The sequence below is a fragment of the Glacieibacterium frigidum genome, from assembly GCF_007097155.1.
GTDB lineage: Bacteria > Pseudomonadota > Alphaproteobacteria > Sphingomonadales > Sphingomonadaceae > Glacieibacterium > Glacieibacterium frigidum.
Map to the genome: position 1 here is coordinate 1574756 of NZ_VJWA01000001.1, position 21829 is coordinate 1596584.

Sequence of the window (21829 nt, forward strand, 5' to 3'; positions counted from 1 at the left end):
CCGTGTATGCGCGCTGTTCCTGAACGACTGGCCCTGCGGGGCGGCACCGGAGACGTGAAGCGATGAGTTTCATCCAGTTCCTGCGGATCCTGATGGCCCGACGGTGGATCATCCTGGGGACGCTGGTGGGCTGCACGGTGCTGGCGCTCGCAGTGGCGTCGCGCCTGCCCGAGCGCTACCCCGCCAAGACCCGCGTCATGCTCGACGTCATCAAGCCCGACCCCGTCACCGGTGCGGTCATCGCGACGCAGTTCGTCCGCGGCTACACCAGGACGCAGATCGAGCTGATCCAGGACTATCGCGTCGCGGGCGACGTGGTCGACCGGCGCGGCGACGCGACAAAGCCGAGCGTCATCGCGATGTGGCAGGACGAGACCGGCGGCGCCATCGACATCCGCCGCTGGCTCGCCGAGCGCATCATCAAGCACACCGACGCCAACCTGGTCGAGGGCAGCAACATCCTCGAGATCAGCTACGAGGCGCCGAACCCCGAGGTGGCGCGCAGCGTCGTCGGGATGATCCGCGACGCCTATATCGATGCGTCGCTGCGTTTCCGGACCGATTCCGCGGGCCGTACCGCCGACTGGTATCGTCAGCAGGCCGACAAGGCGCAGCTGGCACTGGTCGCTGCCGAGACCGCAAAGTCGAACTTCGAGCGCGCCAACGGCCTCGTCATGGGTGCCGGCGGCGTCGATGCCGAGACCACCAAGCTGCAGGGCCTGCAGGCGGCGCTGCTGACCGCACGTGGTGCGGCGGGCCAGCAGGAGGTCAGCGCATTGCAGACCGCCGATACCTCGGGCATGGTCTCCAACCTCAAGATGCAGCTCGCCACCGCTGAGGACCAGCTCCAGCAGGCGGGCGAGCGGCTCGGCACGTCGCATCCGACCTATCAGGCGCTGGTTCAGCGCCGGCAGCTGCTGCAGCGCCAGCTGGCGACCGAGACCGCCGCGGCGCGCTCGAGCGGCGGCGGCGGTGCCGCAGCGTCGCGTCGCTCGATCGCCGAGCTCGATGCCGAGTATCGCGCGCAGAAGGCGCTGGTGCTGGGCATGAAGGACAAGCTCGACCAGCTCGGTGCGCTCCAGCGCGAAGTCGAGCTGCGCCGGTCGCAGTACGAGAAGGCGGCGGCGCGCACCGCCGACCTGAAGCTCGAGGCCGACGTCAACGAGACCGGCCTGGTGCCGCTCGGCGATCCGGTCGGCACGGGCACGCCGTCCTTCCCCAACATGCCGCTGATCGCCACGATGGCGGTGGCGGGGGGCCTAGTCCTCGGGCTCATCCTCGCGATCGGTGTCGAGCTTCTCGGCCGTCGCGTGCGCGGCAGTGAGGATCTTGCAGCCGCGGCGCGCGTGCCGGTGCTGGCGGTGATCGCGGGCAATCGCCCGTCACCCATACGCGAGTGGTTTAGACGCCGGTTGTCGCGGAACAGCGACGTCGGCATGGTGCCCGCACAATGAGCGGCCCCGATCTCAACACGACCGCCGATGCCACGCGCGTCGACGACGGCACCCTCGACGCCGATGCGCCGATCCGCGACGCTCTCCAGCGTCTCGGCCTGCTGACCGACGAGGAAGTCGCACGCGTCGCCGAGCACCAGGCCGAGCGTGGCCTCGACTTCGACCAGGCAGCGATCGAGCTCGGCTTCATCGGTCCCGACGAGCTCGACAGGGCGCGTGAGCAGCTGATCAACAGCCTCGCGCTGCAGTCGGGCGACCGGCGCGACGTGTCGGACGAGCTGATCGTCATCAGCGACCCGCAGGGCGTCAAGGCCGAGGCGATCCGCCTGTTGCGGACCCAGGTCATCGCGCAGCACATCAAGCCCGGCCGCCGCGCGCTCACCATGATCGCGCCGGTCGAAGGTGCGGGCTGCAGCTATCTGACCGCGAACCTCGCCGCCGCTCTGTCGCAGATCGGTACCAAGACGCTGCTCGTCGACGCCAACATGCGCAGCCCGCGCATCGACCAGATCTTCGGTATCGATCCCGGCGCGCCGGGCCTGTCGAGCTATCTGACGCTGGCTGCGGCGCGCCCTGAGCGTGTCGTCCACGCCAATGTGCTGCCCAACCTGTCGGTGATGACCGCCGGTCCGCCGGTGCAGCGTCCGCAGGAGTTGCTGTCGAGCACGCGCTTCCGCGACGGCATGAACATGCTGCTGCGCGAATACGACATCGCGCTGTTCGACACCCCGCCGGCGAACACCAGCGCCGACGCGCTCACCGTCGCTGCGGCAGTCGGGCACTGCATGATCGTCGCGCGCCGCAACGCGACCTTCGTCAGCGATGTCGCGACGCTTGCCGACCAGCTGAAGGCGGCACGCTGCGCGATCATCGGATCGGTTCTGAGCGAGTTCTGACCATGGCGACGCTCGCATCTTCGCCACCGGCGGTTCGCTGGCCACAGGTCGCGGCGCGGCACTGGGTGCTGCTGCTCGGTCTCGCGGGCGTCATCATCCCGTCGATCCTGTCGCTCGGCGCCGGCCCCTGGTCCGAGGAATCGGGCGTCCATGGTCCGCTCGTCGTGGCCACGGGGATCTGGCTGGTCATCCGCCGCATGCCGCAGATCCGCGCGCTGGCGGAGCCCGGCAGCCTGCCGCTGGCGCTCGGCGTCCTGGTCCCGGCAATCCTGCTCTACATCTTCGGCCGCGCGTATGACTTCATCAGCGTCGAAATCGGCGCGCTGCTGCTCGCGCTGCTGGCGGTCGCCTATGCCTATGTCGGGCCGAAGGTGCTGCGCCTGATGTGGTTCCCGATCTTCTATCTCGGCTTCGTCATTCCGCTGCCGGGCTGGGTGCTCGATCAGGTCACTGCGCCGCTCAAGCTGTTCGTGTCTGAGTTCGTCACCGGCGGCCTGTCGCTGGCCGGCTATCCGATCGCCCGGGTCGGCGTGACGATCTATGTCGCGCAGTACCAGCTGCTCGTCGAGGATGCGTGCGCGGGCCTGAACTCGCTGATCAGCCTCGCCGCGATCGGGCTGTTCTACGTCTACATCCTACGCAACACCAACTGGCGCTATGCCATGCTGCTGCTCGCGCTGGTGATCCCGATCGCGATCCTGGCGAACTGCGTACGCGTCACGATGCTCGTGCTGCTGACCTATTATTACGGCGACGCGGTGGCGCAGGGCTTCTTGCACGAATTCGCCGGCATGGTGACCTTCACCTCGGCACTGCTCTTCCTGTTCCTGGTCGATGCGCTGCTGACGCCGGTCCGCAACTGGCTGGCGCGACCCGGCGACGAGGCCATGACATGATCGCACGTCGCGACGTCCTGTTCGGCGGTGGCCTGCTGGTCGCGGCGGGCGCTGCGGCGGCGCTGACGCCGCGCAAGAACGTCGTGCTGCTGCCCGCCGGGCGCGAGCTTGAATCGATGATCCCGAAGACGATCGGCAGCTGGCAGGCGGTTCCGTCCGACCTGTTCGTGCTGCCGAAGACCGAGGGCTCGCTCGCCGACAAGCTGTACAACCAGACGGTGACCCGTCTGTATGAATCGCCGACCGCGCTGCCGGTGATGCTGGTGATGGCGTACGGCAGCATCCAGAACGACGCGCTGCAGCTGCACCGGCCGGAGACCTGCTATGCGGCGGTCGGGTTTCAGATCAGCAGTTCGCGCGTCGACGCCATCGATGTCGGCGGCCGCGCCAAGGTGCCGGTCCGCGAGCTGACCGCGACCGCCGAGCGGCGTATCGAGCCGATCATCTACTGGACGCGGATCGGTGACTCGCTGCCGACGTCGGGGCGCGAGCAGCGCGTCTCGAAACTCGAGCAGCAGTTCGAGGGGATCATCCCCGACGGCATTCTGGTGCGCATGTCGACCGTCGCCGAGCCCGACGAAGCGACCTTCGCGGCACTTCGCGGCTTCGCCTCGGCAATGCTGACCGCCGTTGCGCCCGCGGACCGCGCCGTCCTCGTCGGCACGACGATCAGCGGGCGTCTTCGCTAACCTTCGGGATTTGCGGCAATCGCGGCCTGCGCGACCGGCGGGCCGGCGATCAGGTAGAGCGACGTCGCGCCCGCGACGATGCCGAACGCCAGTCCGAGCAGCCAGATCAGGGCGCCACGTGGCAGGGGAGGGCGGGTCGATCCGCGCAAGGCCGTTCTCCGGATGCGGACGATGCCGCCGCCCCGCGCGACGCCTTCGATCGACCCATCAAATGTTAAGCAAATGCCGTGCCAAACATTTTGCGCCGCGCAAGTTGTTGATTTTTAATGATTGCTGCAGCCGCGCTGTCACGAAGTTGTAAGATCTTCCGACAGGTCGTAGCGCGCGGCGACGAAGGTCAGCCCATCGGGTGGAGCGTTGAAACCCAATGCGTTACGGTCGCGCGCCGCGAGGGCGGCCGCCAGGTCGTCGCTGCTCCACTTGCCCGCGCCGACGAGCTTCAGGCAGCCGACCATCGACCGCACCTGATGATGCAGGAACGAGCGCGCGGCGGCGGCCACGACGATGCGGTCGCCGCTGCGCTCGACACTCAGCCGGTCGAGCGTCCGCACCGGGCTGCTCGCTTGGCAGTGGACGCTGCGGAAGGTCGTGAAGTCGTGCCGCCCGACGAGATGCTGCGCGGCGTCGTGCATCGCGGCGGCGTCGAGCGGTGAGGCGACGTGCCAGGCAAGCCCGCGGTCGACCGTCAGCGGCGCGCGGCGGTTGACGATCAGGTAGCGGTAGCGGCGCTCGATACAGTCGAAGCGCGCGTGGAAATCGGACGCCGCGACCGTGCAGGCCGTCACCGCAACCGGGGCAGGGCGGACGAGCGCGTTGATCGCCGCCATCAGGCGCACGGGCGCGATGTCGCGCGCGATGTCGACGTGGGCGACCATCGCCGCCGCATGCACGCCCGCGTCGGTCCGACCGGCGCCGTGGACTGCCGCGGTCTCGCCGGTGACCGCGAGCAGCGCCGCCTCGATCGCGCCCTGCACGCTGTCGCCGCGCGCCTGCCGCTGCCAGCCGACGAAGGGCCGGCCGTCATATTCGATCGTCAGCCGGAAGCGCGTCACGCCAATTGCGTCCCCGTGAGGATCGGCCAGCCGTTGAGCAGGTCGCGCACCGCCATCGCGGGCTTGCCGGCGCGCTGGACGCGAATAGGGCGAAGGGCCCCCGTGCCACAGGCGATGGTCAGCCGGTCGTCGAGGACCGTGCCCGGCACGGCATTGCCCGCGACGACCTCGGCGGCGAGCAGCTTGACGCGCTCGCCGTGCGCCTCGAACCACGCCCCCGGCGCCGGGTCGAAGGCGCGCACTGCGCGTTCGAGGTCGGTGGCGGTGCGCGTCCAGTCGAGGCGCGCCTCGGCCTTGTCGATCTTGTGGGCATAGGTGACGCCCTCGTCGGGTTGCGGCACCGCGGTCAGCGCGTCGAGATCGCGCAGCACGTCGACCATCAGTGCCGCGCCCATCCCGCCGAGCTCGCCAGTGAGCACGCCCGCCGACTTGCCGGACACCGGTGTCACCGCGGCGCGCCACATCGGGCCGGTGTCGAGGCCACGCTCCATCTGCATGATCGTGACACCGGTTTCCGCGTCGCCCGCGAGGATCGCCCGCTGGATCGGCGCGGCCCCGCGCCAGCGCGGCAACAGCGAGGCATGGACGTTGAGGCACCCGCGCACCGGCGCATCGAGGATCGCCTGCGGCAGGATCAGCCCATAGGCGGCAACGACCACCGCATCGAGGCCGAGCGCGGCGAAATCCTCGCGGTCGGCGGGCTCGCGGAAATTGACCGGGGTGCGAACGGCTAGTCCCAGTGCCTCTGCGCGCAGATGGACTGCCGATTCCTGCACCGCCTTGCCGCGCTGCGCCGGGCGCGGCGGCTGGGTGTAGACGGCCACGACGTCGTGCCCCGCCGCGACGAGCGCGTCGAGTACCGGCACCGCGAAGGGCGGCGTTCCCATGAAAGCGAGGCGCATGGCCCGGGGCTAGACGAGCGCGCGCGGCGGCGCAACGCGCGAGGCCGGATGCGCAGCAACGACTGTCCAGACTGGGTCGAACTCACCGCGACTGACAATTGTCGCGGCGATCCCCGGCGTGATGGAAATGTCGAAACCTCTGATCTGGGAAGAATCAGCGCGGGCGGCATTCACAAAGAATGCACCGAGGATGCGATCGCAACGGACGCAGCCGTTGCTCAGATAGCTCGCCTCGGAGGCACTGCTGAAGCGGCGCTTCAGTCTGCCGCGTTGCGGATCCTCCGGCAGTGCGGACAACAGCACTTCGCGTAATTCGGGCTCGGATGTGAGGTCTTCGAGCGAGAAGCTGCAGCAGTTGTCGCCGAGGACGATATCGAATCCCGTCACAACGCGGGTCAGGGCTTCGCAATCTCGATCCCAGCATTCAAGTACAGCGCCAAAGGCTCGAACACGCGCGGTCGACCCGGCCGGAATGCCGAACTTGAGTCGTCGATCAAAAGCCGCGGCAAGGACCTCGACGATTGGTAGATCGAGGGCTGTGAAGCCCTTCGCCACGCTGCCCGCAACTCGTACCGCCGGCAGGTCGGCGCTGACCGGAAAGCGTCGCTGGCGGAAAAGCCACAGCCCGCGCACGCCCGCGGCTGCGTATTGCGCCTGGCGCCGCAGCGTCTCGGCATCGTCCTGCGGCGACCATTGCACCTCGACCGCGACGCGTGCGCGGCCGCGCGTTGCCAATACATCGGCGCGCCAGGTGCCATCATCGGCGGCGACCTCGGTCTCGGCGTGCCAGCCGTGCGCGCGGGCGGCGTCGACGGCGATCTGCTTGAGCGCCAGGTGCTCGGGGCTTTCGTCGCCCGTCGTGCAGCCGCCGCGGCCGACATGCGCGAAGAACTGCAGGCCGAGCGCCGAGCGCTTCAGGCTAACGCGCGCGCCGCAGCACGGCATGCCGAGATGCCGCCGCGCGCGGTTGTCGGCGGCAAGCGCCGTCCAGGCATCGGGCGGGACAGCAAAGGCGTGGACGTCGGCACCGGTATCGTCGAGGCAGCGGAGCGGCATCGCCGCCTATCGTGCCGCGCTGCCCCGGTTGCCGCAAGCCGCGCCGACGGCCATATCTCTGCCCATGTCTTCCGAAATCGATGCCCTGACGCAGGCGCTGGCGCGGCTTCCCGGCCTGGGGCCGCGCTCGGCGCGGCGTGCGGTGCTGCACCTGCTCAAGCGCCGCGAGACTGCGCTGGTGCCGCTCGTCGCGGCGCTGCAGGCGGTCGCGGCGGGGCTGGCGACGTGCGAGATCTGCGGCAACGTCGATACGCGCAACCCGTGCGGCATTTGCACCGACCCGCGCCGCGACGTGTCGACCCTATGCGTAGTGGAGGAGGTCGCCGACCTCTGGGCGCTCGACCGGTCGCGGCTGTTCCCCGGGCGCTACCATGTCCTCGGCGGGCGGCTGTCGGCGCTCGACGGGGTGGGGCCCGACAAATTGAGCATCGACGCGCTGCTCGGCCGCGTTGCGGAAGGCGGCATCGACGAGGTCGTGTTGGCGATGAACGCGACGCTGGAGGGGCAGACGACGATGCACTATGTCGCCGACCGGCTGGCGGGGCAGGGGGTACAGGTGATGCAGCTCGCGCACGGCATGCCGGTGGGCGGTGAGATGGATTATCTAGACGAGGGCACGCTGGCGCAGGCGCTGCGCGCGCGGAGACCGGTTACTTGAGTCATCGGCCGCGCCGCACTATCTGACGTCCATGGCAATTCGCGGCATCATCGAAGCACCCGACCCGTACCTGCGGACGATCTCCAAGCCCGTCGAGGGGGTTAGCGACAGCACGCGCGCGCTCGTCGCCGACATGTTCGAGACGATGTACGCCGCCCCCGGCATCGGCCTCGCGGCGATCCAGGTCGGCGTGCCCGAGCGCATCCTGGTCATCGACCTGCAGCGTCCCGACACCGAGGCTGCAGCCGAAGGCGAGGAGCCGCCCGTGCTGCGCGAGCCGCGGGTCTTCATCAACCCCGAGATCCTGTGGGAATCGGACGATGTCAGCAGCTACAACGAGGGCTGCCTGTCGGTCCCCGAGCTCTACGGCGATGTCGACCGCCCGGCGCGCGTGCGCGTCAAGTGGCTCGACCTCGACGGGGCAAGCCAGGAGGCCGAGCTCGACGGGCTGATGGCGACCTGTTTCCAGCACGAGATGGATCACCTCGACGGCGTGCTGTTCTACGACCATCTGTCGAAGCTGAAGCGCGACATGATCGTCAAGAAGCTTGTGAAGGCGCAGAAGCGCGCCGCCTGATCGCTAGCGTTTGCGGACGAACTCGGCACGCAGGACAAGGCCCGAGATGCCCTCGAACCGGCAATCGATTTCCTGCGTATCCCCGGTCAAGCGGATCGACTTGATGACCGTGCCGCGCTTGAGCGTCTGACCGGCGCCCTTGACGGTCAAGTCCTTGATCAACGTGACCTGATCGCCGTCGGCAAGGACAGCGCCCGCCGAATCGCGAACGACGACTTCGCTGGCCTGCCGGCGCGCCGCGATCGCCGTCCCGGACAGCCACTCGCCGCTTTCCTCATCGTAGACATAGTCGTCGTCCGACATGGCTCAGCCTTGCAGATCGATGCGTGCACCGCTGGCGAAATCGGCGGCTAGCGATGCGACGATCGCCTCGGCGACCACGGCCGGCGACTTGAGCGTCGCCGCATCCTCGCCCGGGAAGGCGCGCGCGCGCATGGCGGTGGCGGTGGCACGGGGGTTTAGGATGGCGACCCGCACGTTGCTGACACCTGCGACCTCCTCGCCGTAGGTCAGGACCAGCGTATCGAGCGCCGCCTTGGTCGCCGCATAGGGCCCCCAATAGGCGCGCGGCGCGGTTGCGACGGTCGAGGTCAGGGTAAGCAGCCGCCCCGCGTCGCTGGCGCGCAGCAGCGGGTCGAAGGCGCGCATCAAGCGCATCCCGGCGGTCATGTTGAGCGCGACGACCTGATCCCATTCCTTCAGGTCGATGTGCGGCACCGGCGTCAGGCTGCCGAGCGTCGCGGCGTTGATGACCAGGATATCGAGCTTGCCCCAGCGCGCCGCGAGCGCCGCCGCCAGCCGGTCGATGGCGTCGAAGTCGCGCAGGTCGAGCGGCGCGATCGTCGCCTTGCCGCCGCTCGCGTGTATCCGGTCCTCGACCTCGATCAGCGCGGCCTCGGTGCGCGCGGTCAGCACGACATGCGCGCCCGCGGCCGCCAAAGCTTCGGCCGTTGCCGCGCCAATGCCGCGGCTTGCCCCGGTGACGAGGGCGAGTTTGCCGTTCAGGTCCATCATTATTCCAAGGGGAGGGGGTTAGATCATCCGCTCCGACAGCATCGACAGCTGGTCGGGCACCTCGAGGTCCTCCTGGTCGGTCAGGCGGGTCGGGTAGTCGCCGGTGAAGCAGGCGTCGCAATATTGCGGGGCGTCGTCGAGGCGGATTTCCTCGCCGACGGCGCGGTACAGGCCATCGGTCGAGACGAATGCCAGGCTGTCGACCTTGATGTACTCGCGCATCCGCTCGACATCCATGTTCGCCGCGAGCAGCTTCGACCGCGCCGGCGTATCGACACCGTAGTAGCAGCTGTGGCGCGTCGGCGGCGACGCGATGCGCATGTGCACCTCGGCGGCGCCGGCATCGCGCATCATCTGGACGATCTTCAGGCTGGTCGTGCCGCGCACGATCGAATCGTCGATCAGCACGATGCGCTTGCCGTCGATCATCGCGCGATTGGCATTGTGCTTGAGCTTGACGCCGAGGTTGCGGATCTGGTCGCCGGGCTGGATGAAAGTCCGCCCGACATAGTGCGAGCGGATGATGCCGAGTTCGAACGGCAGGCCGCTCTCCTGCGCATAGCCGATCGCTGCCGGCACGCCCGAATCGGGTACCGGCACGATCATGTCGACGTCGGCCGGGGCCTCGCGTGCCAGCTCGGCACCGATGCGCTTGCGGACCTGATAGACGCTCGACCCGTCGACGACCGAATCGGGGCGGCTGAAATAGACGTGCTCGAAGATGCACGGACGCGGGCGGACGATGCCGAACGGACGCAGCGAGCGCAGGCCGCGCGCGGTGATGACAATCAGCTCGCCGGGCTCGACGGCGCGCAGGAAAGTCGCGCCGACGACGTCGAGCGCCACGGTCTCCGACGCGAGAATGTACGAATCGCCGAGGCGGCCAAGGACCAGCGGCCGCACGCCGAGCGGATCGCGGCAGGCGATCATGCCCTCGCCGGTCAGGCAGAGCAGCGAGTAGGCGCCCTCGACCTGCTTCAGCGCGTCGATGAACCGGTCGAGCAGGGTGCGATAGGTGCTGGTGGCGACGAGGTGGATGATCACCTCGGTATCGCTCGTCGACTGAAAGATCGAGCCGCGGCGCACCAGCTCGCGGCGCAGTTTGACCGCGTTCGAGATATTGCCGTTGTGCGCAATCGCGAAGCCGCCCGACGACAGTTCGGCGTACAGAGGCTGGACGTTGCGCAGCGCGGTCTCGCCGGTCGTGGCATAGCGGTTGTGGCCGATGGCGATCTTGCCCTTCAGCTGGCGGATCACCTCGTCCGAATCGAAGTTGCCGGCGACATGACCCATCGCGCGGTGGGTGTGGAAATCGCTGCCGTCGAAGGTGGTGATGCCCGCCGCCTCCTGCCCGCGATGCTGGAGCGCGTGCAGCCCCAGCGCGGTCAGCGCCGCCGCCCCTTCGGCGCCGTAGACGCCGATGACCCCGCACTCCTCGTGCAGATGGTCTTGTTCCCAGGGATCGGTGGTCAGCATGGCGTCCATGGGACTCCTCGCGCAGCGGCTTGAGCGGGCATATAGGGGGGGCGGGGCCGGTTGTCGCCCCCGATATGCAGCGGAAGTGTCACATGAGCGATAGCGCGCGCGAGACCGCCACGCGTCTCGACCCGAAATGGGACGAGCGCGGCCTGATCCAGGCGGTTGCGGTCGACGCCGCGTCGGGTGCGGTGCTGATGGTCGCGCACATGGACCCGGCCGCACTGGCGGCGACGCTGGCGACGGGGGAGGCGCATTACTGGTCGCGCAGCCGGCAGGAGGTCTGGCACAAGGGCGGCACGTCGGGGAACGTCCAGCGGGTGCGCGAAGTGACGATCGACTGCGACCAGGACGCCGTGGTGCTGCGCGTCGAACCGGCAGGCCCGGCGTGCCACACGGGCGCCCCGACGTGCTTCTACCGTGTCGTCGAGGCCGACGGGGCGCTGGTCAGAACGCGCCCTTAGCTTCCCACAGCTCGACTTTGTAGCCGTCGCAGTCGCGGATCCACGCGAACTTGCCATAGCTCTCGTCGAGCGGTTCGCCGACCAGCTCGACGCCCTTGGCGCGAAGGTCGACGAGCAGCGCGTCGAGATCGTCGACGGTCAGGTTGAGCATGAAGGGCTGGTCGCCCGGGCCGAAATAGTCGGTGGTCGCCTTGAACGGGCTCCAGATCGCCTGCGCCGCCGAGACGGTGAAGGTGCAGCCGAACTCGTCGACCGCCATGCCCAGATGCTCGGCGTACCACGCCCGCGTCGCGGCGGGGTCCGCCACCTTGAAGAACGTGCCGCCGATGCCGGTTACCTTTGCCATGCCCGGCAGGCTAGGCGACCGGGACGATGCCGTCCACCTTGCGCGAGCTGCGCGCGGCAAGGAGGCAGGCACTCGCGATGATCGCCGCGCCGAGCCAGACCTGCGGCCGCACGCCCTCGTCGAAGAGCAGCCAGCCGAACAAAGCGGCCCAGAACAGCGCGGTGAACTCGAGGACGCCGAGCACCTGCACCTCGACCTCGGCATAGGCCCGCGCCAGCAACTGGATGCCGAGATTGCCGAACAACCCGGCAGCGGCGAACCACCCCCAGCTCTCCACCGCCGGAAACGGTTCGCCGACGGCGAACGGCGCGAGCAGGGCGAGCGGGATGAGCGATCCGCTTAGCGTCAGCCGCGTCGCGCCGTCGAGCGCGGCGCGCGAACGCATCGCGATTGCCGACAGCGCATAGGTGAGCGACGCCGCAAGGATCGCCGCGAGCGCGGGCAGGCGCTCACCAGAGAACGACGGGGCCCCCTGCACGGTCACCATGACGCCGACAAAGCCGAGCGCCGCGGCGCCAAGTACGGGCCCCCGCATCTTCTCGCCGATGAACAACTGCGCCAGCGGCGGGATCATCAGCGGCGCGGTGAACGACAATGTGATCGCCTCGGCCAGCGGCAGGCGGTGGATCGCGTAGAAGAACAGGGTTGCGGTCAGCGCGATCAGCACGCCGCGAACCAGATGCGGGACCAGCATCTCGCGCGTGAAGGGCGGGCGCCCCTGCCATTGCCAGACCGCGAGAGCGAAGACCGTGCCCGTCGCGTACCGCCCAAAAACGACGAGCAACAGCGCATGGCCGAGCGTCAAATGCTTGACCGCCGCGTCGAGCGCACAGAGCGCGGCGACACCGCCGGCAGCCTGCAAATAGGGAAGGGCGCGCGACACGCCGGGCGATTAGCCCGTCGTGCGCGCGCCCGCTACCCCTTGCAGGGAGGTTCGTTACGCGACCTTGAAGCCTTCGCGGTTCATGCGGTTGGTCAGCTTGCGGTTCTCTTCATCGCTCAGCTTGGCACGCAGCGCCGGGAAGACCTCGTCCTCTTCCTTGCGCACGTGCGCCTCGATGTCGGCCTTCAGCTCGGCGACGCGCGCCAGCCATGACGGCGACGACTTGTCGATCTGCTCGAGATCGTAAAGGCCTTGCTTGACCTCGGCATTATGCTCATGGCCCAGCTCGTCGGCCGATGCGGCGTCGCCCAGGGCACGAAGCGCGCAATAGATCACGTCCTCCTCCTGGATAGCGTGCTTGCCGAGCGCATGCTGCAGCTGAAGCAGCAGCGTCGCGCGCTTCTTGACGTCCTCGGTGGTGGTGGCCTCCATCAGCTCGATGATGCCCATCGCCATCTTGTGCTCGGCCTTCAGACCTTCGAACCAGTCGCCAGCGGCGTAGGTAACGGCCTGCACCGCTGCCTTGCGCCCGACGCTGGCGAGCAGGCCGAGGCCGAAGCCAGCGGCGCCGGCAATCAGGATGCCGCTATTGTCGTTCGACGGGACTTTATACTGGGTAGCCATGGTGTTGCTCCGGCATGTGGATGATGCCGGGCACAGCGGGTGGAAGCGTCAGCGGTTCCTGTTGCGAAGCACTCTCACGCGGTCTCGGTAAACATCTCGCGGCCGATCAGGAAACGGCGGATTTCGGACGTTCCGGCGCCGATCTCGTACAGCTTGGCGTCGCGCAACAGTCGGCCGGTCGGATAGTCGTTGATGTAACCGTTGCCGCCAAGTGCCTGGATTGCCTCGAGCGCCATCCACGTAGCCTTCTCGGCGGCATAGAGGATGCAGCCCGCGGCATCCTTGCGCGCCGTCTCGCCACGGTCGCACGCCTGAGCGACGGCATAGACGTACGCCTTGGCGGTCGACAGCGCGACGTACATGTCCGCAAGCTTCCCCTGCATCAGCTGGAACTCGCCGATCGGCTGGCCGAACTGGGTGCGCTCGTGGACGTAGGGGACGACGACGTCGAGGCACGCCTGCATGATGCCGAGCGGGCCGCCCGCCAGCACGACGCGCTCGTAATCGAGCCCCGACATCAGCACCTGCACGCCGCGCCCGACCTCGCCGAGCACGTTGTCGGCGGGCACTTCGCAATCCTCGAACACCAGTTCGCAGGTGTCGGAGCCGCGCATGCCAAGCTTGTCGAGCTTGGGCGCGGTCGAGAAGCCCTTCATGCCGCGCTCGATCAGGAAGGCGGTGATGCCCTTTGGTCCCGCCGCGGGGTCGGTCTTCCCGTACACCACCAGCGTCTCGGCGTGCGGCCCGTTGGTGATCCAGAACTTCGATCCGTTCAGGACGAAGGCGTCGTTGCCGCGGCGGTCGGCACGCAGTTTCATCGACACGACGTCGGAGCCCGCGCCGCTTTCGGACATCGCGAGGCTGCCGACATGTTCGCCGCTGATCAGCCCGGGCAGGTACTTCGCCTTCTGCGCCGCGGTACCCCAGCGCGCGATCTGGTTGATGCACAGGTTCGAATGCGCGCCCCAGGCAAGCCCGACGCTGGCCGAGGCACGGCTGATTTCTTCGACCGCGATAACGTGCGCAAGATAGCCGAGGCCCGCGCCGCCGTCGGCCTCGGGCACGGTGATGCCGTGCAGGCCCAGGTCGCCGATCTTGGCCCACAGGTCGCGTGGGAATTCATTGTTGCGGTCGATGTCGGCGGCGCGCGGTGCGATCTCGGCGGCGGCGAAGGCGCGGACGCTGTCGCGCAGCATCTCGATCGTCTCGCCATGATCGAACTTCAACGAACTCAGGGTCATGTAAGGGCTTCCTCGCCATCGGGCAGAAGTTTGCGGCTTGCGACGATCCGCCCGTGCTTCGACAGCGGGCCGTCGACGGTGACGTGGGCGCGGCGGATTTCCTCGAACACAGGCGCGATGCCGGCATAGCCGCGGCGGTCGGGGTAGCCCACGATGACCACCACGTTCCAGTCGCCCGGATCGGCGGCGACGTGCAGGGCATAGCCGGTCATCAGCCCGCGCTGCACGGACTTCGCATCCATCGCGAACCAGTTGGCGCGGATGAACTTCGCAAGGCTGGTCGGGTCTTCGCCGATCGACTTGAGGAAGGTCCATTCGAAGATCCGCGCCGGTGCCACAGCCGTCGCGGCGGCGGCCGACATCGGCAGCAGCGCGGCGCCGGCGGTCAGGACACCGCGCCGCGTCGTCATGCGTCGATCTCGACCAGCAAGGTCCCGTCGGCGACCTGGTCGCCCTCGGCGACGTGCACCGCGGCGATGGTGCCCGCGACCCGCGCGACGAGGCGGTGCTCCATCTTCATCGCCTCGAGCACGAGCAGACGGTCGCCGACCGCGACGCTGGCACCGACCGCGACATCGAGCGCGAGGACGCGGCCGGGCATCGGCGCGGTGATGCGCGCGTCGCTGGCCAGCCCCTTGGCGTCGGCGGCGGGCGGACGCGTCGACAGCTGTGCGACCTTGCCGTCGAGACGGACCTCGATGCTCGTCCCGGCGATCAGCACCGCCGCACGGACCAGCCGCCCGTCGAGATCGGCTTCGAAGGTCAGGTCGTTGATCCAGCGCCCGCCCGCGACCCGCGCCTCGCCGAGCCCCGCAACGCGCGTCTGCGCACCCTCGGCGGACAGCATCAGCGCGTGGTGTGTCTCGCCGACGAACAGATCGAGACCACGCTCGGCGCTCAGGTTCACCCGAAAGCCGCCGAAGCGTTCGAACATCGTTGCCGGCGCCCGCGCGGCAGTGGGCGTGGTCAGCGCCAGCGCCGCGATCGTCACCATGTCGTCGTCGACGTCGGTCGCGGGCACCAGTGCCTCGGCATGACGCGCGATGAAGCCGGTATCGACCGCGCCGGCGCGGAACGCCGGATGGCCGACGAGGCGCGCGAGGAACGCCCGGTTCGACTTGACGCCCTCGACGACGCAGCCGTCGAGCCCCGCAATCAGCCGGTCGATCGCCTCCTCGCGGGTCGCGCCGCAGCCGATCACCTTGGCGATCATCGGATCGTAGTTGACGGTGATCTCGCTGCCGGTCTCGACTCCGCTGTCGATGCGCACGCCGGGCAGGGTGGGGAAGCGCAGGCGGGTCAGCGTGCCCGTCGACGGCAGAAAGCCGCCCTCGGCATCCTCGGCATACAGCCGCGCCTCGACCGCATAGCCGGTCGCGGCAATCGCCTCCTGGTTCGCGGGCAGCATCTCGCCGCGAGCGATGCGCAGCTGCCACTCGACGAGGTCGAAGCCGGTGATCGCCTCGGTCACCGGATGTTCGACCTGAAGACGCGTGTTCATCTCCATGAAATAGAACGCCGGGTCGCCGTGCTTGTCGACATTGTCGAGGTCGAGGATAAACTCGATCGTGCCCGCACCCTCGTAGCGGATCGCGGTCGCAGCGGCGACGGCGGCGATGCCGAGCGTGTGACGCAGCCGGTCGCTCAAGCCCGGGGCAGGTGCCTCCTCGATGACCTTCTGGTGGCGGCGCTGCAGCGAGCAGTCGCGCTCGAACAGGTGCACGACGTTGCCCGCGCGATCGGCGAAGACCTGCACCTCGACATGGCGCGGCCGGGCGATCAGCTTCTCGAGCATGACGCCGTCATTGCCGAACGACTGCGCACCTTCACGCTGGCAGCTGAGCAGGTTCTCGGCGAACGACGCGGCATCGGCGACCGAGCGCATGCCCTTGCCGCCACCGCCCGCCACCGCTTTGATCAGCAGCGGAAAGCCGATCTGCGCAGCGGCACGCTCGAGCCGCACGAGGCTTTGGTCGTTGCCCTGATAACCCGGCGTGATCGGCACGCCCGCCTTCTTCATCGCTGCCTTCGCCGAGTCCTTCAACCCCATGATTTCCATGGCGGCGACCGGCGGCCCGACCCAGGTCAGTTCAGCCAACCGGACAGCGCGCGCGAAGTCGGCATTCTCCGACAGGAAGCCATAGCCGGGGTGGATCGCGTCCGCCCCCGTGCGCCGCGCCGCGTCGAGCAGCTTGGCTGGATCGAGATAGGACTCGCGCGCCGGCGCCGCACCGATATGGACGGCCTGCGTCGCTTCACGGACGTGCGGCGCTTGCCGGTCGGCATCCGAATAGACCGCGACGGTGGCGATCCCCATCCGATCGGCGGTGCGAATGATCCGCCGCGCGATCTCCCCGCGATTGGCGATGAGCAGTTTCTTCATGGCGCGCTTCATGCCCCGCTTGGGCCGCGAAGGCTAGGGTCAGTCGGCCCAGCCGGGTCTGCGCTTCTCGATGAATGCCGCCAGCCCCTCGCGGCCCTCGTCGGACGCGCGGCGGGCGGCGATGCGCGTGGCGGTGTCGGCGCGCAAGGCGGGGGTGATGGGTTGTCCGGACAAATCAGCGATCAGCCGCTTGGCATCGGCGATGCCGTCCGGGGCGCCCAGGTGCAGTGCGTCGAGCCATGCGGCGATATGCGCCTCGGGCTCGTCGGTCTGGACATGCGCGAGACCCATGGTGACCGCTGCCTCGGCGCCGAAATCCTCGGCGGTCAGGAACCAGCGCCGCGCCGCGCTCGCGCCGATCTTGGCGAGCACGAACGGGCCGATCGTTGCGGGGATCAGGCCGAGGCGGACCTCCGACAGGCGGAATTTGACGTTCGGCCGCGCGATGACAAGGTCGGCGCAGGCGATCAGCCCGACGCCGCCGCCGAACACGAAGCCGTGCGCGACCGCGATCACGGGCTTGGCGCAGCTATCGATGGCGGCGAGCATGTCCGACAGGCGTAGCGCGTCGGCGTGGTTTTCGGCCTGCGACAGGTTGGCGGAGGCGCGCATCCATGTCGCGTCGGCACCGGCGCAGAAGCTCGGGCCATTGCCGGTCAGCACGACGGCGCGCACCGCCGGGTCGCCGCTCGCGTCGTCGAAGGCGGCGGTCAGCTCGGCGATCGTCGCGGCGTCGAAGGCGTTGTGCTTGTCGGGGCGGTTCAGCGCGATACGGCGCGTGGCCGAGGCGTCGGTCGAGATGTCGAGGGCCATGCGGCTTACATCCTGAATGTGCCGAAGCGCGTCTCCGGGATCGGCTGCTGGAGTGCCGCGGCGAGGCTGAGTGCCAGCACGGCGCGGGTGTCGGCGGGGTCGATGACGCCGTCATCCCACAGGCGCGCGCTGGCGTGATAGGGATGGCCCTCGCGCTCGTAGCGGTCGCGGATCGGCGCCTTGAACGCCTCCTCCTCGGCGGCCGACTTGAAGCCGCCCGACTTGACCGTCGCGAGCACCGATGCCGCCTGCTCGCCGCCCATCACGCTGATCCGCGCATTGGGCCACATCCACAGGAAGCGGGGCGAATAGGCCCGCCCGCACATGCCGTAATTGCCCGCGCCGAAGCTGCCGCCGATGACCACCGTCAGCTTGGGCACCGCGGCGCAGGCGACGGCGGTGACCATCTTGGCGCCATGTTTTGCAATGCCTTCGTTCTCGTACTTCCGGCCGACCATGAAGCCCGAGATGTTCTGCAGGAACAGCAGCGGCACCTTCCGAGCGCATGCCAGTTCGATGAAATGCGCCCCCTTCAGCGCGCTTTCGGAGAACAGGATGCCGTTGTTGGCGACGATCGCCACGGGCATGCCCTCGATCGCCGCGAAGCCGGTGACCAGCGTCTCGCCGTACAGCGGCTTGAACTCGTGGAACTCGGACCCGTCGACGAGGCGCGCGATGATCTCGCGGACGTCGTGGGGCTGGCGCGTGTCGGTCGGGATCAGCGCGTGCAGGTCGCTCGCCGGAAAGCGCGGCGGACGCGCTTCGGCAAGCGGTGCGGCGGCGCGCGCGGGCAAAGTGGCGACGATGCTGCGCGCGATGTCGAGGGCGTGCGCGTCGTCGTCCGCCAGATGATCGACGACCCCCGAGAGGCGCGCATGCACGTCGCCGCCGCCCAGATCCTCGGCCGCGACTTCCTCGCCCGTCGCCGCCTTGACCAGTGGCGGGCCGGCCAGGAAGATCGTGCCCTGCTCGCGCACGATGATGCTCTCGTCCGACATGGCGGGCACGTACGCCCCGCCGGCGGTGCAGCTGCCCATGACGACGGCAATCTGCGCAATGCCTTGCGCGCTCATGTTCGCCTGGTTGTAGAAGATGCGGCCGAAGTGATCGCGGTCCGGAAAGACCTCGTCCTGGCGCGGCAGGTTGGCGCCGCCGCTGTCGACCAGATAGATGCAGGGCAGGGCGTTCTGTGCCGCAACCTCCTGCGCGCGCAGGTGCTTCTTGACCGTCAGCGGGTAATAGCTGCCACCCTTCACCGTCGGGTCGTTGGCGACGATCACGCACGTCCGCCCCGCGACCTGGCCCACACCCGCGATCATCCCGGCTGCGGGAACATCGTCCTCATAGACACCGTGCGCCGCGAGCTGCCCGATCTCGAGGAACGCGGTGCCTGAATCGCACAGCCGCTCTACGCGCTGGCGGGGCAGCAGCTTGCCGCGCGCGACGTGCCGGGCGCGCGATGCCTCGGGCCCGCCGAGCGACACCTTGCCGACGACCTCTCGAAGGTTGGCGACGAGGGCCGCCATCGCGGCGGCGTTGCGCCGCGTATCGGCGGAGGCGAGGAGCGGCGTCCCGATGAATGTCGACATGCGGCGGCTATACGCAGCCGCCCCCGCACACTCAACTGCGCCGCTATTGACGCTTGAGCAGATAGGTCGTCGTCGTGCCCTGCTTGCGGTTCTCGCTGGTCACCCTGATCGTCTTGCCGTCGGGCAGGGCATTGTAGGTGTAGATGTTGATCACCTCGCCGGCGCGCGTATCGGTTTCCACGACCGTTCGGTCGTCGACCTTGCGCACCGCCGCCATGACGTTCGACGGATCGCCGACCACCGGCACCGGCTTGCCGCCGAGCGGCGCGTCGAAGCTGTATCCTGCCGGAGTCTTCATCGCGAAGCTCGTGGGGGTCAGCGTCAGCATCATGGTCAGCGCGGCGTCGGAGACGTTGCTGACCTTGGTCGTGCGCCACGATCCCGACGCGGCGTGCGCCCCGGCGGGGGCGGGCGCGACGCGAACCTGGGTGTTCGTGCCCTTGATGGTCTTGCCGTCGGGGCCGACGTCGGTCCACTCGATAGTCTGCGATTTTCCATCGGCGGAGACGCGGGTCAGCGAGGTGTACGCGACCTTGCCCTTGCCCCTGTCCGTTTCCGCGACGGTGCGCGCATCGACGAGCTTGACCGAGGCCTCGTCGAGATAGGGATGGTTGGCGACCGGATGGAAGGCGCCGTCGGTCTTGACCTTGAATACGGGCACGCACGAACTGCACAGATAGGTGCCGTCCTTGATCAGGATGACATCGGGCTTCGTGGGCAGCTTGGCGCTGCTGGTGTCGCCCTTCCACGTGCCGTCGAAGGGACTCGCGGCAAGCGCCGGGGCAGCGACCGCAAATGCCAGACTTGCCAGTGCAATCAATCTCATACCCGTTGCTCCCATGGTTCGAGTCGTTACGGGGGCAGCCTATGGTGAGGTCCACGGCGGGTCAATCGCGGCCGCAACTTGCTTCGCACGTCCGCGCCGTGTAAGCGCGCCGCTCTTCGAAGGCTGGTCGGAACCAGCCATTAGCGAGCAGGAACACGACCATGAAGCAGGGCATCCACCCCGACTATCACGCCATCACGATCCAGATGACTGACGGCACCACCTACGAGACGCGCTCGACGTGGGGCAAGCCGGGCGACAAGATGACCCTTGACATCGATCCTTCGGTCCACCCCGCCTGGACGGGCGGCAAGGGCACGATGCTCGACGCCGGCGGTCAGGTCGCGCGCTTCAACAAGCGTTTCGCCGGCCTCAGCATGGCGAAAAAGGCCTAAGCAGCCATTTCCTTCGCGCGCACGTAATCGGCCTTGCCGTTCGGCGCGCGGGGGACCTTCTCGACGAAGACGATGCGCTTGGGGGCTTTGTAGGCCGCCAGCTGCGCGCGGACGTGCGCGATGAGCTCGTCGGCGTCGGCGGCACGCCCCTCGACGACCGCCGTCACCGACTGGCCCCATTTCTCGTCCGAGACCCCGAACACCAGCGCGTCGTCGACCGCCGCGTGGGTCTTGAGCGTCTCTTCGACCTCCTCGGGGAAGATCTTCTCGCCGCCCGAGTTGATGCACTGGCTGCCGCGGCCCAGCAGGGTCAGCGTGCCGTCGGCCTCGATCGTTGCCCAGTCGCCGGGGATCGACCAGCGGCGGCCGTCATACTCGACGAAGGTCGCGGCGCTCTTGACCGGATCCTTGTAGTAGCCGCGCGGGATCAGCCCCGAGCGCGCGACGCGGCCGGCCACGCCCGATCCCGGGACGACGGGGCGCATGTCCTCGTCGAGGACGAGCGTGTCGGGATCGGTCATAAAGCGCGTCGCGGAACCCGCATTGGCGCCGGTCTGCACCGCGACGCCCATGCCCAGGCTCTCCGACGAACTGAACGCGTCGATGGTGATCAGCTGCGGATTGTGGCGCAGCAGCCCCGCCTTGACCTCGGGCGACCACATCGTGCCGCTCGAGATGATCGTGCGCAGCGACGTGATCGACCCCGCACCCTCGTCGAGCGCCTTGAGCAGCGGACGCGCGAAGGCATCGCCGACGATGACCGCATAGTCGGGCGCATGCGCCGCGCACAGGTCGAGCGCCTCGAGCGGATGATAGCCCGCCGAGGGCAGGGTGAGCACCGTGCCGCCGCGCGCCAGCGTATAGACCGCGACGAGAAAGCCCGAGCCGTGCATTAGCGGCGGCAGGATCAGGCTCCGCAGCACGCCCGTACCGGCGCGGACATTGTCCAGCAGCGCATCGAGCGTCGGCGTCGGTGGCTCGCCGTGCATCGTCGACCCGCCGCCGCCCATCAGCTGCCACATAGCCGCCTGGTCCCACATCACGCCCTTGGGCACGCCGGTGGTACCGCCGGTGTAGATGAACAGCAGGTCGTCGCCGCTGTAGTCCTGCGGGGGCAGTGCCACGTCTGTAGTTGCCGCTGCCTCGTACGCCGGCCCGACGACGAGCTTCAGGCGCAGCTTGGGCAGGTCGAGCGTGTCGATGACTGGGGCGAATTCAGGGTCGAGGACGAGCACCGCGGCGTCGCTGTTGTCGAGGATATACTCCAGCTCGGTCGCGCCGTAGCGGTAGTTGACGTTGACGTGGACCATCCGCGCCTTGAACGCCGCGACCGTAGCTTCGAGATAGGCGGGGCCGTTGCGCGCCAGGATCGCGACCTTGTCGCCGGGGCCCGCACCGCTCGCCAGGAAAGCGGCCGCCAGCGCATCGGTGCGCCGGTCGAAGTCGGCCCAGCTGGTCACCGACGCGCCGTGGATCAGCGCCGGCCGGTCGGGCGGCACGGCGGCCTTCAGCGCGGTGAAGATGCGGCCAAAGCTCCAGTCGGTCATAGCAATGTCTCTCCCCGTGCCCGTGATAGCGCGGACGCGGGCGAGCGG

25 protein-coding genes are annotated in these 21829 nt (G+C 68.6%); 8 read left to right on the plus strand and 17 right to left on the minus strand.

Going from position 1 to position 21829, the window contains the following annotated elements; genetic code table 11:
- Positions 1 to 62 precede the first annotated feature (62 nt).
- Genes FMM06_RS07525 through epsI form a run of 4 tightly spaced genes read left to right on the plus strand, consistent with a single transcriptional unit; the run spans position 63 to position 3935 of the window.
- A complete protein-coding gene (locus FMM06_RS07525; protein ID WP_144236656.1) occupies positions 63 to 1454 on the plus strand; it encodes an exopolysaccharide biosynthesis protein EpsF in 1392 nt (463 codons plus the stop codon).
- Positions 1451 to 2350, plus strand: coding sequence for a protein tyrosine kinase (locus FMM06_RS07530; RefSeq protein WP_144236657.1), 900 nt, complete (start codon positions 1451 to 1453; stop codon positions 2348 to 2350). The genes FMM06_RS07525 and FMM06_RS07530 overlap by 4 nt, the downstream gene beginning before the upstream one ends.
- A 2-nt stretch (positions 2351 to 2352) precedes the next feature.
- Positions 2353 to 3246 carry an exosortase V gene (gene xrtV, locus FMM06_RS07535; protein WP_144236658.1) on the plus strand — a complete coding sequence of 298 codons (894 nt, stop codon included), beginning with the start codon at positions 2353 to 2355 and terminating at the stop codon, positions 3244 to 3246.
- Positions 3243 to 3935 (plus strand): exosortase-associated protein EpsI, V-type, encoded by a 693-nt coding sequence (epsI, locus tag FMM06_RS07540; protein WP_144236659.1) that lies wholly within the window; start codon positions 3243 to 3245, stop codon positions 3933 to 3935. Before xrtV ends, epsI begins: the two co-directional genes overlap by 4 nt.
- Here epsI and FMM06_RS16740 read toward each other — a convergent pair.
- The 4 genes from FMM06_RS16740 to FMM06_RS07555 all read right to left on the minus strand — a co-directional run bounded on the left by FMM06_RS16740 (position 3932) and on the right by FMM06_RS07555 (position 6945).
- Positions 3932 to 4084 (minus strand): hypothetical protein, encoded by a 153-nt coding sequence (locus tag FMM06_RS16740; RefSeq protein WP_185965084.1) that lies wholly within the window; start codon positions 4082 to 4084, stop codon positions 3932 to 3934. The two genes, epsI and FMM06_RS16740, sit on opposite strands and share 4 nt — an antisense overlap.
- Positions 4085 to 4222: 138 nt before the next feature.
- Complete coding sequence (gene truA, locus FMM06_RS07545; protein ID WP_144236660.1) at positions 4223 to 4987, minus strand: tRNA pseudouridine(38-40) synthase TruA; 765 nt, start codon at positions 4985 to 4987, stop codon at positions 4223 to 4225.
- The gene (gene fmt / locus FMM06_RS07550; RefSeq protein WP_144236661.1) at positions 4984 to 5889 is read right to left on the minus strand and encodes a methionyl-tRNA formyltransferase; all 906 of its coding nucleotides are present in this window, start codon (positions 5887 to 5889) and stop codon (positions 4984 to 4986) included. The genes truA and fmt overlap by 4 nt, the downstream gene beginning before the upstream one ends.
- Positions 5890 to 5898: 9 nt before the next feature.
- Complete coding sequence (locus FMM06_RS07555; protein ID WP_144236662.1) at positions 5899 to 6945, minus strand: competence protein CoiA; 1047 nt, start codon at positions 6943 to 6945, stop codon at positions 5899 to 5901.
- Positions 6946 to 7009: 64 nt separating this feature from the next.
- Here FMM06_RS07555 and recR point away from each other — a divergent pair, with 64 nt between their 5' ends.
- Positions 7010 to 7603 carry a recombination mediator RecR gene (recR, locus tag FMM06_RS07560; protein WP_144236663.1) on the plus strand — a complete coding sequence of 198 codons (594 nt, stop codon included), beginning with the start codon at positions 7010 to 7012 and terminating at the stop codon, positions 7601 to 7603.
- Positions 7604 to 7634: 31 nt separating this feature from the next.
- A complete protein-coding gene (def, locus tag FMM06_RS07565; RefSeq protein ID WP_144236664.1) occupies positions 7635 to 8180 on the plus strand; it encodes a peptide deformylase in 546 nt (181 codons plus the stop codon).
- Between the two features lie 3 nt (positions 8181 to 8183).
- Here the strand turns inward: def and FMM06_RS07570 are convergent, their stop codons facing one another.
- From FMM06_RS07570 to purF, 3 genes are read right to left on the minus strand one after another with little or no spacing between them, the layout of a single operon-like run.
- Positions 8184 to 8483 (minus strand): alkylphosphonate utilization protein, encoded by a 300-nt coding sequence (locus FMM06_RS07570; RefSeq protein WP_144236665.1) that lies wholly within the window; start codon positions 8481 to 8483, stop codon positions 8184 to 8186.
- Positions 8484 to 8486: 3 nt separating this feature from the next.
- Positions 8487 to 9194, minus strand: a complete 708-nt coding sequence (locus tag FMM06_RS07575; protein ID WP_144236666.1) for an SDR family NAD(P)-dependent oxidoreductase — start codon at positions 9192 to 9194, stop codon at positions 8487 to 8489.
- 18 nt (positions 9195 to 9212) lie between these two features.
- Complete coding sequence (gene purF / locus FMM06_RS07580) at positions 9213 to 10670, minus strand: amidophosphoribosyltransferase (protein WP_144237135.1); 1458 nt, start codon at positions 10668 to 10670, stop codon at positions 9213 to 9215.
- Positions 10671 to 10762: 92 nt separating this feature from the next.
- Here purF and hisI point away from each other — a divergent pair, with 92 nt between their 5' ends.
- Positions 10763 to 11134, plus strand: coding sequence for a phosphoribosyl-AMP cyclohydrolase (gene hisI, locus FMM06_RS07585; protein ID WP_144236667.1), 372 nt, complete (start codon positions 10763 to 10765; stop codon positions 11132 to 11134).
- On the opposite strand, the gene FMM06_RS07590 is transcribed toward hisI, so the two are convergent.
- The 9 genes from FMM06_RS07590 to FMM06_RS07630 form a co-directional block, all read right to left on the minus strand.
- The gene (locus tag FMM06_RS07590; protein WP_144236668.1) at positions 11118 to 11480 is read right to left on the minus strand and encodes a VOC family protein; all 363 of its coding nucleotides are present in this window, start codon (positions 11478 to 11480) and stop codon (positions 11118 to 11120) included. The genes hisI and FMM06_RS07590 overlap by 17 nt on opposite strands.
- Positions 11481 to 11490: 10 nt before the next feature.
- A complete protein-coding gene (locus FMM06_RS07595; RefSeq protein ID WP_144236669.1) occupies positions 11491 to 12363 on the minus strand; it encodes a DMT family transporter in 873 nt (290 codons plus the stop codon).
- Between the two features lie 54 nt (positions 12364 to 12417).
- Positions 12418 to 12987, minus strand: a complete 570-nt coding sequence (locus tag FMM06_RS07600) for a hemerythrin domain-containing protein (RefSeq protein WP_144236670.1) — start codon at positions 12985 to 12987, stop codon at positions 12418 to 12420.
- 74 nt (positions 12988 to 13061) lie between these two features.
- Complete coding sequence (locus FMM06_RS07605; protein WP_144236671.1) at positions 13062 to 14228, minus strand: isovaleryl-CoA dehydrogenase; 1167 nt, start codon at positions 14226 to 14228, stop codon at positions 13062 to 13064.
- Positions 14225 to 14638 (minus strand): hypothetical protein, encoded by a 414-nt coding sequence (locus tag FMM06_RS07610; protein WP_144236672.1) that lies wholly within the window; start codon positions 14636 to 14638, stop codon positions 14225 to 14227. The genes FMM06_RS07605 and FMM06_RS07610 overlap by 4 nt, the downstream gene beginning before the upstream one ends.
- Entirely contained in the window at positions 14635 to 16611 is a 1977-nt protein-coding gene (locus FMM06_RS07615; protein ID WP_144236673.1) for an acetyl/propionyl/methylcrotonyl-CoA carboxylase subunit alpha, read from the minus strand. Before FMM06_RS07615 ends, FMM06_RS07610 begins: the two co-directional genes overlap by 4 nt.
- Positions 16612 to 16650: 39 nt before the next feature.
- Positions 16651 to 17424 (minus strand): enoyl-CoA hydratase-related protein, encoded by a 774-nt coding sequence (locus FMM06_RS07620; RefSeq protein WP_144236674.1) that lies wholly within the window; start codon positions 17422 to 17424, stop codon positions 16651 to 16653.
- A 5-nt stretch (positions 17425 to 17429) separates the two neighbouring features.
- The gene (locus FMM06_RS07625) at positions 17430 to 19013 is read right to left on the minus strand and encodes a carboxyl transferase domain-containing protein (RefSeq protein WP_144236675.1); all 1584 of its coding nucleotides are present in this window, start codon (positions 19011 to 19013) and stop codon (positions 17430 to 17432) included.
- A 43-nt stretch (positions 19014 to 19056) separates the two neighbouring features.
- A complete protein-coding gene (locus FMM06_RS07630) occupies positions 19057 to 19839 on the minus strand; it encodes a hypothetical protein (protein WP_144236676.1) in 783 nt (260 codons plus the stop codon).
- Positions 19840 to 20000: 161 nt separating this feature from the next.
- On the opposite strand from FMM06_RS07630, the gene rpmE reads away from it, so the two are divergent.
- A complete protein-coding gene (gene rpmE, locus FMM06_RS07635) occupies positions 20001 to 20234 on the plus strand; it encodes a 50S ribosomal protein L31 (protein WP_144236677.1) in 234 nt (77 codons plus the stop codon).
- On the opposite strand, the gene FMM06_RS07640 is transcribed toward rpmE, so the two are convergent.
- On the minus strand, positions 20231 to 21781 hold the full coding sequence (locus tag FMM06_RS07640) for an AMP-binding protein (protein ID WP_144236678.1): 1551 nt from the start codon (positions 21779 to 21781) through the stop codon (positions 20231 to 20233). The two genes, rpmE and FMM06_RS07640, sit on opposite strands and share 4 nt — an antisense overlap.
- Between the last annotated feature and the right edge of the window lie 48 nt (positions 21782 to 21829).